The organism is Mycobacterium sp. SMC-19 (assembly GCF_045310815.1).
GTDB lineage: Bacteria > Actinomycetota > Actinomycetes > Mycobacteriales > Mycobacteriaceae > Mycobacterium.
On record NZ_JBJIAM010000002.1, the window covers coordinates 165,394 to 178,490 of the forward strand.

Sequence of the window (13,097 nt, forward strand, 5' to 3'; positions counted from 1 at the left end):
ATGGCGGCCCGCTGTCGGCACGCCGCGGCGTGGGTGGTGGCGATCATCACCGGCCTTGGCGCCTGGTCGGTGTCGGCGTGCACCAGTGCCACTGTCGATCAGATCGACTACGCCGTCGACGGCGGTCTGATCACCTACAACAACACCACCGTGGCCGGTGCGGCGTCGGCAGGACCGCAGGCGTTCTCCCGCACCCTGATCGGCTTCGGCTACCACGGTCCGGACGGCCAGATCGTCACCGACCACGACTTCGGCAGTATCTCCGTGGTGGGCCGCGCCCCGCTGGTGCTGGACTATCAGATCGCCGACGCGGCGGTGTACTCCGACGGCAAACCCATCACCTGTGACGACCTGGTGCTGGCGTGGGCGGCCCAGTCGGGCCGCTTCCCGGGTTTCGACGCCGCAAGCCGAGCGGGCTATCTCGACATCGAGAACATCGAGTGCCAGCCCGGTGAGAAGAAGGCGCGGGTGTCGTTCTTCGCCGACCGCAACATCGTCGACTACGAGGAACTGTTCACCGCGACCTCGATGATGCCGTCGCACATCATCGCCGACAAGCTCGGTGTGAACACCACCGACGCCGTGCTGGGCAAGCTCGGGCCCGCCGATGAGGTCATCGCCAAGATCGCGCAGGCCTGGAACACCACCTGGCAGCTCGGCCGCGACGTTGACCTGCGGTACTTCCCGTCGTCGGGGCCCTACAAGATCGACTCGGTGCTCGAAGGTGGCGCCGTGGTCCTGGTGGCCAACGATCTGTGGTGGGGTGCCAAGCCGGTCACCAAGCGGATCACGGTGTGGCCGCAGACCGCCGACATCGCCGACCGGGTCAACAAACGCGTCATCGAGGTCGTCGACGTGGCGACCGGATCCGCGGGGTCGCTGATCACCCCGGACGACTACCAGAGCAGTGACAGTCCCTCGGGTGGGATCGAGCAGCTCATCTTCGCCCCGTCAGGCCCACTGTCGGAGACTCCCGCACGCCGAGCGGTGGCCTGGTGCACCCCGCGCGACATCATCGCCCGCGATGCGGGGGTTCCGGTGGTCAATTCCCGGCTCAACACCGCCATGGACGACGCATTCGACCAGGCCGAGAACGTGCCCGAGGCCGAACAGTTCGCTCGGGCAAACCCCGATGCCGCCCGCGACGCGCTGGGCGGTAAGCCATTGACGGTGCGCATCGGCTACCGCGGTCCCAACACTCGGCTGGCCGCGGTGATCGGGGCGATCACCAGCTCATGCGCGCCTGCCGGCATCACCGTCACCGAGGTGGCCTCCGACAGCATCGGCCCGCTGGCACTGCGGGAAGGACAGATCGACGTGTTGCTCGCCAGCACCGGGGGATCCACCGGTAGCGGGTCGAGCGGATCGTCGGTGGTGGACGCCTACGAGTTGTTCAGCGGCAACGGCAACAACCTGTCCGGTTACCACAACGACCAGATCGACGGCGTCGTCTCCGCGTTGGCCATCACCGCCGATCCCGCGGAGATGGTCCGGCTGCTCGGCGAGAGCGCTCCGGTGTTGTGGGCCGATATGCCCACCCTGCCGCTGTATCGCCAGCAACGGACCCTGCTGTCGTCGAAGAAGACCTACGGTGTCGCTGCCAACCCCACCCGGTGGGGTGCGGGCTGGAACATGGACCGCTGGGAGCTGCAACAGTGAATGAGGCCGGGCCCGAGGCAGGCGCCGGTGAGATCATCGCGTCGCTCATTCGCGAGGTCGCGGACTTTCCCACGCCGGGAATCGCTTTCAAAGACCTGACCCCGGTCTTCGCCGACGCGGCCGGGCTGGCCGCGGTCACCGATGCGCTGGCTCGGGCCGCCGCCGGTGCGGATCTGGTGGCCGGTATCGACGCGCGGGGATTTCTGCTGGCCGGGGCGGTCGCCGACCGGCTCGGGGTTGGTGCGCTGGCGGTCCGCAAAGGCGGCAAACTGCCACCGCCGGTGCTCTCGGAGCGTTATCAGCTCGAGTACGGAACCGCGGTGCTGGAGATACCGGCCGACGGACTCGAGTTGGCCGGGCGCCGGGTGGTGATCCTCGACGACGTGCTGGCCACCGGCGGTACCCTGGCCGCGACGCAGCGTTTGCTGTGTCGGGCAGGAGCCGAGGTGGTTGCGGCGGCAGTGGTGCTGGAGCTGGCGGGCCTGGGCGGACGCGCCGCCGTGGCACCGTTGCAGCTGGCCAGCCTGCACCTGATTTAGTCGATATTCTCGTGGTCGGAGGTGAACACAGTGGGCCCTGAACAAGGCTTAGCGCAGGGCTCCGATCAGGGTTCAGGCCCCGAGCGGTACAGCGCTGACGCCAGCCAGCCGGTGGCGGTGTCGGAGGGGGTTGCCCAGGACGCGCCCTCCGAGCGCACCGATCTGCTGAAGGTCCCGACCAGTGCCTCCCGGCGGGTGCGGGCCCGGATCGCCCGGCGTATCACCGCCCAACGCGGTGCGCTGAGCCCGGTGCTGGAGCCGCTGGTGGCGGTGCACCGGCAGTACTATCCGAAAGCCAACCTGGCACTGCTCCAACGTGCCTACGAGGTCGCCGAGCAGCGGCACGCCTCCCAGCTGCGTCATTCGGGGGATCCCTACATCACCCACCCGGTGGCTGTCGCCACCATCCTGGCCGAACTGGGCATGGACACCATCACGCTGGTGGCCGCGCTGCTGCACGACACCGTCGAGGACACCGGCTACACGCTGACCGCGCTGGCTGCCGAGTTCGGTGACGAGGTTGCTCACCTGGTCGACGGGGTGACCAAGCTGGACAAGGTGGTGCTGGGCACCGCCGCCGAGGCCGAGACCATCCGCAAGATGGTCATCGCGATGGCACGTGACCCCCGGGTGCTGGTGATCAAGGTCGCCGACCGGCTGCACAACATGCGCACCATCCGCTTCCTGGCGCCCGAAAAGCAGGCCCGCAAGGCGCGCGAGACACTGGAAGTCATTGCGCCGCTGGCACATCGGCTCGGGATGGCGAACGTCAAATGGGAGCTCGAGGATCTGTCGTTCGCGATTCTGCACCCCAAGCGCTACGAGGAGATCGTGCGCCTGGTGGCCGACCGCGCGCCGTCCCGCGACACCTACCTGGCCAAGGTGCGCGCCGAGATCGTCAACACGCTGGCGAAGTCGAAGATCACCGCGACCGTCGAGGGCCGCCCCAAGCACTACTGGTCGATCTATCAGAAGATGATCGTGCGCGGCCGCGACTTCGACGACATCTACGACCTGGTGGGACTGCGGATCCTGTGCGACGAGATCCGGGACTGCTACGCCGCGGTCGGCGTCGTGCACTCGCTGTGGCAGCCGATGGCCGGCCGGTTCAAGGACTACATCGCCCAGCCGCGCTACGGGGTCTACCAGTCGCTGCACACCACGGTGATCGGCCCGGAGGGCAAGCCGCTGGAGATCCAGATCCGCACCCGGGAGATGCACCGCACCGCCGAATACGGCATCGCCGCACACTGGCGTTACAAAGAGGCCAAGGGCCGCAACGGTGTTCCGCACCTGAACACCGCCGCCGAGATCGACGACATGGCCTGGATGCGCCAGCTGCTGGACTGGCAGCGGGAAGCCGCCGACCCGGGCGAGTTCCTCGAATCGCTGCGCTACGACCTGGCCGTCAAAGAGATCTTCGTGTTCACCCCCAAGGGCGACGTGATCACGCTGCCCACCGGCTCCACGCCAGTGGACTTCGCCTACGCCGTGCACACCGAGGTCGGTCACCGCTGTATCGGTGCCCGGGTCAACGGCCGGCTGGTGGCGCTGGAGCGCAAGCTCGAGAACGGGGAAGTGGTCGAGGTTTTCACCTCGAAGGCACAGAACGCCGGGCCGTCGCGGGACTGGCAACAGTTCGTGGTGTCGCCGCGCGCCAAGGCCAAGATCCGCCAGTGGTTCGCCAAGGAGCGGCGCGAGGAGGCCCTGGAGTCCGGCAAGGACGCGATGGCCCGCGAAGTGCGCCGGGCGGGTTTACCGCTGCAACGCCTGGTCAACGGCGAGTCGATGGCGGCGGTGGCCCGCGAACTGCACTACAGCGATGTGTCCGCGCTCTACACCGCCGTCGGCGAGAACCACATCTCGGCGCACCATGTCGTGCAACGGCTGGTGGCCCAGCTCGGTGGCGTGGACCAGGCCGAGGACGACCTGGCCGAGCGCTCGACGCCGCTCACCATCCCGCGCCGCGAGCGTCACACCGACGACGTCGGCGTCGCGGTCCCCGGCGCCACCGGGGTGCTGACCAAACTGGCCAAGTGCTGCACTCCGGTGCCCGGCGACGAGATCATGGGTTTCGTCACCCGCGGCGGCGGGGTGTCGGTACACCGCACCGACTGCACCAATGCCGACGCGCTGCGCCAACAGGACGAACGGATCATCGAGGTCAAATGGGCGCCGTCGCCCTCCTCGGTGTTCTTGGTCGCCATCCAGGTCGAGGCACTGGACCGGCACCGGCTGCTGTCGGACATCACCAAGGTGCTCGCCGACGAGAAGGTCAACATCTTGTCGGCCTCGGTCACCACCTCACGCGACCGGGTGGCGATCAGCCGGTTCACCTTCGAGATGGGCGACCCAAAGCACCTGGGCCACCTGCTCAATGTGGTCCGCAACGTCGAGGGCGTCTACGACGTCTACCGGGTGACATCAGCGGCCTGACCGGGCTTCAACCCGCCGCGAGCGTGCGCAGTCGTACACGTGACGACGGCGTGTCGCCGTGCAGACGCGCACGCTCGCGCGAAAGGGCGCGCTAGTCGGCCCGCACCGACTTGACGGTCACCTTGGTGGCCGGTGGGCCGTCTTCGCCGCCGCCCTGCACGCCGGCCGCAGCGATCTTGTCCAAGGTGGCCAGGCCGTCGTCCTGGATCTTGCCGAACACCGTGTACTGCGGCGGCAGCATCGAGTCCTTGTAGACCAGGAAGAACTGGCTGCCGTTGGTGCCGGGCCCGGCGTTGGCCATCGCCACCGTGCCGCGGGGGTAGGTGACCGGCTGCTGAGCGGCGCGGTCGCCCAGGGAGTACTGGTCGGTGGGGTATTCGTTATCGAACTCATAGCCCGGGCCGCCGGTGCCGTCGCCGGCGGGATCCCCGCATTGCAGCACGCTCAGCATCGGCGACGTGGTGAGCCGGTGGCACTGAGTGTCGGAGAAGAAGTCCTTGGCCGCCAGGCTGATGAAGCTGTTGACGGTGCAAGGGGATTGGGCGTTGGTGAGCATCAACCCGATGGGGCCCTGGTCGGTCATCATCGAGACGCTGACCTCGGCCGGGTCGGTCGGGACTTTGCCGGACCGCGGCGGGTCGACGGGCTTGGTGGCCGGACGCGCCTTCGGGTACTGGCAGTCGGCGCCCAGCTGAGGCGATGCGGTGAACTTCGGCAGCTGCCCGGCGCTGCCGGTCGGTGCTCCGGAAGCGTCGGAGGAGTCCGCGGACTCCGAGGTGCTCGATTCTGACGAGCCGCTCGCGTTGACGTTGCCCGGATCGTTGTCGCGCAGCACGACGAACACCACCCCGGCGATCAGCAGCACCGCCGCCACGGCGCCGACGATCATCAGCAGTCGGCGCTGCTTGCGGGCTGCCTCGGCACGTTGCTGCACCTGTTGGTCCAGATTGCGCTTGGCGGCGGCACGCCGCTCTGAATTCGTGGGCACCGGCGGGAACCTCCTGGCTCGCTGACTGAGTCGGCCCTCAAGTCTGCCAGAGCGCGCCTGTGCCGCCCGCGTCACCGCCGACCGGGCGTGCAATGGGAAACTGGTCGGCGTGTTGGTCACCGGATTCCCCGCTGGGATGCTGGCGTGCAACTGCTATGTGTTGGCGCAGCGGCAGGGCTCGGACGCGATCGTCGTCGACCCCGGGCAGCGTGCGATGACCCGGCTGCGTCGTGTTCTCGACGAGAACCGGCTGACGCCGTCGGCGGTGCTGCTCACGCACGGGCACATCGACCACATCTGGTCGGCACAGAAGGTCTCCGACACCTACGGCTGTCCTACCTACATTCATCCCGAGGACCGATTCATGCTCACCGACCCGCTGCGCTCGCTTGGCACGGTGCCCGGACAGGCGCTGTTCGGTGTGCTGAGCAAGGCGATGTTCTCCGAGCCCAGGCAGCTGATCGAACTGGATCGCGACGGTGACAAAATCGGCCTGGGCGACACCACCGTCACCGTCGACCACACACCCGGGCATACCCGCGGTTCGGTGGTCTTCCGGGTCGAAGGTGATGCGGCCGAGGTGGTGTTCAGCGGCGACACCCTGTTTCAGAATTCGGTCGGCCGCACCGACCTGCCTGGCGGCAGCGGCCGCGATCTGTTGACCTCGATCGTCGATAAGCTGCTGTGTCTTGACGACGGATGCGTGGTGCTGCCCGGCCACGGACCCAAGACCACCATCGGCGCGGAGCGCCGTTACAACCCGTTCCTAGAAGGGCTCAGTGCGTGAGCACGTTTGCTGCACCCAAAGGGGTGCCCGACTACATTCCGCCGGCCTCGGCGGGCTTCATCGCGGTGCGTGACGGACTGCTGGCGGTCGCTCGCCGCGCCGGTTACGGCGACATCGAGCTGCCGATCTTTGAAGACACCGCACTGTTCGCCCGTGGGGTGGGGGAGTCCACCGACGTGGTCTCCAAAGAGATGTACACGTTTGCCGATCGCGGCGACCGTTCGGTGACCCTGCGGCCCGAGGGCACCGCGGGCGTGATGCGTGCGGTGATCGAGCACGGTCTGGACCGCGGTCAGCTGCCGGCCAAGCTCTGCTATTCGGGGCCGTTCTTCCGCTATGAGCGCCCGCAGGCCGGCCGTTATCGGCAGCTGCAACAGGTCGGGGTCGAAGCGATCGGGGTGGACGATCCGGCGCTGGACGCCGAGGTGATCGCCGTCGCCGATGCGGGCTTCCGCTCCCTGGGCCTCGATGGTTTCCGGCTGGAGATCACGTCCCTGGGCGACGACACCTGCCGCCCCGCGTATCGAGAGCTGCTGCAGCAGTTCCTGTTCGGGCTCGACCTCGACGAGGACACCCGCCAGCGCGCGCAGCTCAATCCGTTGCGGGTGCTCGACGACAAGCGCCCGCAGGTGCGTGAGATGACCGCTGACGCCCCGGTCATGCTCGACCATCTCTCGGACGCCGCCCGGACGCACTTCGACACCGTGCTGGCACACCTGGATGCGCTCGGGGTGCCGTATGTGGTCAACCCGCGGATGGTGCGCGGCCTGGACTACTACACCAAGACCACTTTCGAATTCGTGCACGACGGGTTGGGCGCGCAGTCGGGGATCGGTGGTGGCGGACGCTACGACGGGCTGATGCGCCAGCTCGGTGGACAGGACCTGTCCGGGATCGGCTTCGGCCTCGGGGTGGACCGCACCCTGCTCGCGCTGGCCGCCGAGGGCAAGACCGTCGGGCAGAGAGCCCGGTGCGAGGTGTTCGGGGTGGGTCTGTCCGAGTCGGCCAAGCTGCGGCTGGCGGTGATCGGCGCGCAGTTGCGGGCCGCCGGGGTGCGAGTGGACCTGGCCTACGGGGACCGTGGCCTCAAGGGCGCGATGCGCGCCGCCGACCGCTCCGGGGCGGTCATCGCGCTGGTCGCCGGGGACCGCGACCTGGAGGCAGGCACCGTCGGCGTCAAGAACCTGGCCACCGGGGAACAGGTCGACGTGCCGATCGACGACGTTGTCGCCGACGTACTGCGCCGAATGTCGCCTTAATGCACGGTTATCCACAGAACGGGTGACAGAAGTCGACACTCGGCACTCGGATGACGGCCCGAGGCGGCACTGTGACTGCCATGCCGATCCTCATACCGGATTCCACGTGGCCCTTCCTCGGCACTGAGGCGTTGGCGGCAGGTAGCGTGACGCGGCGGACGTTACGCAGTCGGTATCGGTCGATCTACCGCAACGTCTATCTGCCGAACGGCCAAGAGCTCACGCCGGTTACGCGTGCGGTGGCAGGCTGGCTGTGGTCGGGACGGACGGCGACCGTGGCCGGCTTGTCCGCGGCGGCCCTGCACCGATCACGGTGGCTCGATGCGCGGTTGCCGGCGGAACTGAACCGGAAGGCCGCCTCTGACGCCGAGGGGATTCTCATCCATCGTGAGCGGCTGGAACCCGACGAGACATGTCTGATCCGAGGGATACCGACCACCACAGCCGCACGGACCGCTTTCGACCTGGGCCGCAACAAAGGGCTGACCGGTGCCGTCATCCGCCTCGATGCCCTGGCGAATGCGACGAGGCTGGTCGCGGACGACATTTCCGCGCTGGCGCAACGCCACAGGGGTGCTCGCGGCCTGTTGCAGTTACGGCGCGCGATCACGCTGATGGACGGCGGCGCGGAATCCCCGCAGGAAACCCGGACGCGGCTGTTGCTGATACGCGGCGGACTCCCTCGCCCGATGACCCAAATCGTCGTGCGAGACGGCTTCGGCCGTCCCTGCGCTCGCATTGATATGGGCTGGCCCGAATACCAGGTCGGTGTGGAATTTGACGGCGCCCAGCACTGGACCGACCCCCGTCAGCGGACCGCTGACATCGATCGCTACGCGGAGTTGTCCGCACGCGGCTGGGTGATCGTCCGGGTCAGCAGCGACCTCCTTCGGTATCGACCGGGTGTGGTGCTTGCGCGGGTCAGGGCTGCGCTCCGGGCTGCCGGTTATACCGGGACGGATTTGAACGTCGACTTATTGCACACTCAGCACCTCGGGGCGTGACGCAAACCGACACTCTGCAACGCAGACCAGCCACTTGTGCCCCTCCGGTAGCGTGGCGCGGTATGACGATCATGCGGAACGTGACAGTCAAGTTCGGGACGGTGCTGCTGATGGCCGCCGCCGGAGTGGCAGCCAGCCACGCGACGTCACTTGCGGACCCGGAGACCAGCCCAGCCTCGCCCACCGAGAACCCGGCGGCATCGCCCACCGAGAATGCGGCACCCTCGCCGACGCCCACCCCGACGGAGAACGCGACCGAACCGTCGGCTGACGCCCCGAAGAAGAGCGCGACCGGCGGCCACGAGGTCACCTACACCATCACCGCCACCAGCGACCTGACCGGCAACATCTCCTACATCAAGACCGACCCGCCCAGCATGGCTGCCTACAACGCCAACTCCTCGGAATACCTCGAGACGGTTCGGGTGCCGATCGGCGGGGGATCACCGGTGGTCTACACCACCACGCTGGCCGACCCGAGTCAGTGGGCGCTGGTCACCGCCAGCGGTGGCTTGCGGATCAACCCGGAGTTCCACTGCGAGATCGCCGTCGACGGCGAAGTGGTGGTGTCGCAGCAGGGCGGCAGCGGAGTGTCCTGCTCTACCCGACCCTGGTGACGGATCCGGCTCAGCCGGCGAACACGTACACCCAGGCTTGCACGCCCGAACGCAGCGGCACCGAGATCCGCCGGTAGGCGTCGACTTCGTACTCGTCGGCGGCCGCCAGGTCGGCGGCGCTGATCGCGAAGACCATGCCGGGGACCGACGCGTCATGCGCGTCTGACGGACGCAGGATCGGATGACGGTCGCTGCCACTGACGGCCACCACGTGCGGATCGGTGATCGTCACGTAGTCCAGTTCGTAGCCGACGATCGCGTCGGGCCGGCCGTCGACTTCGCGCCCGAACGTGCTGCGTTGCACCTCCGGTAGCTGCAGGGTGCCGTAGGAGAACAGCAGTTCGGTGCTCACTGCGCTTCGGTTTCGGCGATGACGAGCACCTCGGCGGGATGCGGTCCGACCGTGCGGATGCGGTGGCTGATCGCAGCGTCGAAGTAGGCGCTGTCACCGGCCGTCAAAGTCCAGGTCGCATCGCCGTATTCCAGGTGGATCGTCCCGGCATGGACGAACACGAACTCCTGACCGTCATGCAGCGCGTGCAGGGGCTGAGCGTCATGGGTGGGGCGAACCATGAACGGGGACATCGATTTTCCCAGCATGTTCACGGCCATCGCCCGGTAGCGCTGCCGATCCTCGCTGCGGTCCGCGGCCCGGTCCACGGCGATCTTGTCTTCGTCGCCGCGCTCGGAGAACAGCTGCGCCACATCGACGTCCAGGGCCTGCGCCACCTTGATGGCCACCGCGATGGACGGTGTGCTGCGACTGCGTTCGATCTTGGACAGGTAGCTCTTGGTCAGCCCGGTCCGCTCGGCGAGGCCTTCGAGGGTGAGGCCTCGCTGCTTGCGGACGGCGCGCAGCAGTTGCGTCATGCATCCATGATGACACAGGAGATGACACAAAGTGTCCTATCGGCTATGGTCGTGTCATCCACTTCCGTCACCGAGGAGCTGCCATGGGCACCACGTTCGACGATTCCAAATCCGATCTCATGCATCGCGCGGAGCAACGCTTCGCGGAGAACTTCACCGGAGGTCAGTGGTCCACGCGCCAGAAACTGGCGCTGACCTGCCGCGCGCTGTCCGACCGCGGTCATGACTCCGGCCTGGCCGGACAGATCACCGCCCGTGCCGAGGCACCCGGGACCTACTACACCCAACGGCTCGGCCTGGGATTCGACGAGATCACCGACGCCAATCTTCTGCTCGTCGACGAAGACCTCAACGTGATCGAGGGCGAGGGGATGGCCAACCCCGCCAACCGATTCCACAGCTGGATCTACCGGGCTCGTCCCGATGTCCAGTGCATCGTGCATACCCACCCGTTTCATGTCGCGGCGCTGTCCATGCTGGAAACCCCGTTGATCGTCTCGCACATGGACACCACGCCGCTCTACGACGACTGTGCCTTCCTGCCGCTGTGGCCGGGGGTCCCGGTCGGAAACGAGGAGGGCGAGATCATCTCCGAGGCCATCGGTGACAAGAAGGCGATCCTGCTGGCGCACCACGGCCAGATCGTGGCCGGCGCCAGCGTGGAGGAGGCCTGTTCGCTGGCGGTGCTGATCGAGCGGGCCGCCGCACTGCAGCTGGCGGCCATGGCCGCCGGGACCGTCAAAGAACTCCCAGAGAAGCTGGCCCGCGAAGCCCACGACTGGACGTTGCTGCCCAAGCGCAGCCAGGCCAACTTCGCCTACTACGCCCGCCGGGCTCTGGCCGGCCACCCCGACGCGATCACCGGATAGAAGGAGTCCCACGTGGCAGCACAGTTATATGGAGTCATCGGCTACCCGGTGACGCCGTTCCGCGACGGCGGAATCGATACCGCGCTCCTGACCACCGTCATCGACCGTCTCGTCAAGGCCGGGGTGCATGCCATCGCCCCGCTGGGCAGCACCGGCGAGCTCGCCTACCTCGATGAGGACGAGTTCGACACCTGCGTCGACGCGTCGATCGCCGCGGTCGCCGGGCGCCTGCCGGTGCTGGTCGGGGTGTCGGATCTGACCACCGCGCGTACCGTGCGCCGCGCCCGCTATGCCGCGCAGGCCGGCGCCGACGCGGTGATGGTCTCGCCGGTGTCGTATTGGAAACTGTCCGAGCGCGAGATCACCGCGCACTACGCGGCCGTCTCGGACGCCATCGACATCGACATCGTGGCCTACAACAATCCGGCCACCTCCGGGATCGACATGAGGCCAGAGCTGCTGGTGGCCATGTTCGAGGGCATCGAACACGTGACCATGGTCAAGGAATCCACCGGCGATCTGAGCCGGATGCTGCGGATCGCCACGCTGTCCGACGGGCGCCTGCCGTTCTTCAACGGCAGCAATCCGCTGGTGCTCGATGCGCTGCGTGCCGGGGCGGCCGGCTGGTGCACCGCGGCACCCAACCTGCGCCCGCAGCCTTGCCTGGACCTCTACACCGCGGTCACCGCCGGTGAACTGGACAAGGCCCAGGCGTGCTACGACGACCTCAAGCCGCTGCTGGAGTTCATCGTGGCCGGCGGGCTGCCCACCACGGTCAAGGCCGGTCTGGAGATGCTCGGGGTGCCGGCCGGGGACCCGCGTCGCCCGCTGCTGCCGCTCGACGAAGCGGGCCGGGCCGAGCTGCGCGGGCTGCTTTCGCTGTGACCGGGGGCTAACCCAGGTCAGCGGCGGCGAAGGTGTCGCACTGGTTGGGGTCGCCGGTCTGATAGCCGACGGTGAACCAGTGCTGGCGCTGAGCCGACGCACCGTGGGTCCAGGACTCCGGATTGACCCGGCCGGTGGCGGCCTGCTGGATGCGGTCGTCACCCACCGAAGACGCCGCGGACAGGGCATCGCGGATGTCCTGGTCGGTCAGCGGCTGCAGGAACGGAACTCCGGTGCTCTCCTGCTTGGTCACCGACGCATAGTGCGCCCATACCCCGGCATAGCAGTCGGCCTGCAATTCGGTGCGGACCCCCGCACCGGTCGCGCCCTGCGCGCCGGTCTGGGCTCGGCCGAGCACGCCGAGCAGGTTCTGCACGTGGTGGCCGAACTCGTGGGCGACCACGTACTCCTGCGCGAGTGGCCCGCTACTGGAGCCGAACCGGTCGACGAGCACCGTGAAGAAGTCGGTGTCGAAGTAGGCCGTCTTGTCCGCGGGGCAGTAAAACGGTCCGACCGCGCTGCTGGCCGCGCCGCAGGCGGTGGACGTCTGTCCGCTGAACAGTTCTACGCGCGGACGCGTATAGCCGCGCAGCAGGTCCGACCACACCGCATCCACCGAGTTGGCCGTGGCAACCACCCGGCACTGCACGTAGGTGTTGGCGTCCTTGCCGGTACGGCATTTGTCGAGGTCGAAGCCCGGTGCCGTGTACTGGCCCGCATCGACGGGCTGCTGGCTGAGCACTTCGCCGGGGTCGGCCCCCAGCAACAGCGCCACCACCAGGATCACCAGTCCGGCAACGCCGCCGCCGATCGCAATCCCACGCCCGCCACCGCCCGAGGAGGTGGTGCTGGTATCGATCTGCATACCTTCGTTGAAGGTCATTGCACACTCCGTGGGGTTGTCCGTAGTTGCTGTGGCCCGCCGACCGATGGGGCACCTTAGCTTCGCATACCGGCAGCCGCCTCGATGCCGGGTTGAGCCCGGTTGAACGCGACAAATCCCACGTCTTGGCTAAGTGAAGACAGCGTTGTCTGACCAGATCCCAAACCTTTACTGAATGTTTGTTGCGCCGCTGTACCGCGAGGTCGCGGCGGTGTTACGTTCTGCATCCGGCCGCAATGGGACGCTTCCTACGACGGCCGCCGCAGCTATCTGCCCTACATTCCAGAGAGGTCGTCTGCTC

At 67.6% G+C, this 13,097-nt stretch carries 13 protein-coding genes; 9 read left to right on the top strand and 4 right to left on the bottom strand.

Going from position 1 to position 13,097, the window contains the following annotated elements; translation table 11 throughout:
- From ACJH5R_RS04915 to ACJH5R_RS04925, 3 genes are all read left to right on the top strand, one after another.
- On the top strand, positions 1 to 1,659 hold the full coding sequence (locus ACJH5R_RS04915; protein ID WP_406781412.1) for an ABC transporter substrate-binding protein: 1,659 nt from the start codon (positions 1 to 3) through the stop codon (positions 1,657 to 1,659).
- Positions 1,656 to 2,198: an adenine phosphoribosyltransferase gene (locus ACJH5R_RS04920; protein ID WP_406781413.1), complete on the top strand. Its 543-nt coding sequence runs from the start codon at positions 1,656 to 1,658 to the stop codon at positions 2,196 to 2,198. The genes ACJH5R_RS04915 and ACJH5R_RS04920 overlap by 4 nt, the downstream gene beginning before the upstream one ends.
- 111 nt (positions 2,199 to 2,309) lie before the next feature.
- On the top strand, positions 2,310 to 4,634 hold the full coding sequence (locus tag ACJH5R_RS04925; RefSeq protein WP_406759373.1) for a RelA/SpoT family protein: 2,325 nt from the start codon (positions 2,310 to 2,312) through the stop codon (positions 4,632 to 4,634).
- A 91-nt stretch (positions 4,635 to 4,725) separates the two neighbouring features.
- Here ACJH5R_RS04925 and ACJH5R_RS04930 read toward each other — a convergent pair whose 3' ends face one another.
- Positions 4,726 to 5,622: a peptidylprolyl isomerase gene (locus tag ACJH5R_RS04930; RefSeq protein WP_406781414.1), complete on the bottom strand. Its 897-nt coding sequence runs from the start codon at positions 5,620 to 5,622 to the stop codon at positions 4,726 to 4,728.
- Positions 5,623 to 5,731: 109 nt separating this feature from the next.
- On the opposite strand from ACJH5R_RS04930, the gene ACJH5R_RS04935 reads away from it, so the two are divergent.
- The 4 genes from ACJH5R_RS04935 (at position 5,732) to ACJH5R_RS04950 (ending at position 9,289) form a co-directional block, all read left to right on the top strand.
- Positions 5,732 to 6,409, top strand: a complete 678-nt coding sequence (locus ACJH5R_RS04935) for an MBL fold metallo-hydrolase (RefSeq protein ID WP_406781415.1) — start codon at positions 5,732 to 5,734, stop codon at positions 6,407 to 6,409.
- Entirely contained in the window at positions 6,406 to 7,668 is a 1,263-nt protein-coding gene (gene hisS / locus ACJH5R_RS04940) for a histidine--tRNA ligase (RefSeq protein WP_406759253.1), read from the top strand. The genes ACJH5R_RS04935 and hisS overlap by 4 nt, the downstream gene beginning before the upstream one ends.
- An 86-nt stretch (positions 7,669 to 7,754) precedes the next feature.
- Complete coding sequence (locus ACJH5R_RS04945) at positions 7,755 to 8,672, top strand: endonuclease domain-containing protein (RefSeq protein ID WP_406781606.1); 918 nt, start codon at positions 7,755 to 7,757, stop codon at positions 8,670 to 8,672.
- Positions 8,673 to 8,734: 62 nt separating this feature from the next.
- Complete coding sequence (locus ACJH5R_RS04950; RefSeq protein WP_406759254.1) at positions 8,735 to 9,289, top strand: hypothetical protein; 555 nt, start codon at positions 8,735 to 8,737, stop codon at positions 9,287 to 9,289.
- A 10-nt stretch (positions 9,290 to 9,299) separates the two neighbouring features.
- Here ACJH5R_RS04950 and ACJH5R_RS04955 read toward each other — a convergent pair whose 3' ends face one another.
- Positions 9,300 to 9,641, bottom strand: coding sequence for a gamma-glutamylcyclotransferase family protein (locus ACJH5R_RS04955; RefSeq protein ID WP_406759255.1), 342 nt, complete (start codon positions 9,639 to 9,641; stop codon positions 9,300 to 9,302).
- Positions 9,638 to 10,159 (bottom strand): helix-turn-helix domain-containing protein, encoded by a 522-nt coding sequence (locus ACJH5R_RS04960; protein WP_406759256.1) that lies wholly within the window; start codon positions 10,157 to 10,159, stop codon positions 9,638 to 9,640. Before ACJH5R_RS04960 ends, ACJH5R_RS04955 begins: the two co-directional genes overlap by 4 nt.
- 83 nt (positions 10,160 to 10,242) lie before the next feature.
- Here ACJH5R_RS04960 and ACJH5R_RS04965 point away from each other — a divergent pair, with 83 nt between their 5' ends.
- Entirely contained in the window at positions 10,243 to 11,028 is a 786-nt protein-coding gene (locus tag ACJH5R_RS04965) for an aldolase (RefSeq protein WP_406759257.1), read from the top strand.
- A gap of 12 nt (positions 11,029 to 11,040) precedes the next feature.
- Entirely contained in the window at positions 11,041 to 11,913 is an 873-nt protein-coding gene (locus ACJH5R_RS04970; RefSeq protein ID WP_406759258.1) for a dihydrodipicolinate synthase family protein, read from the top strand.
- A gap of 7 nt (positions 11,914 to 11,920) precedes the next feature.
- Here the strand turns inward: ACJH5R_RS04970 and ACJH5R_RS04975 are convergent, their stop codons facing one another.
- Complete coding sequence (locus tag ACJH5R_RS04975; RefSeq protein ID WP_406759259.1) at positions 11,921 to 12,796, bottom strand: neutral zinc metallopeptidase; 876 nt, start codon at positions 12,794 to 12,796, stop codon at positions 11,921 to 11,923.
- Positions 12,797 to 13,097: the final 301 nt, after the last annotated feature.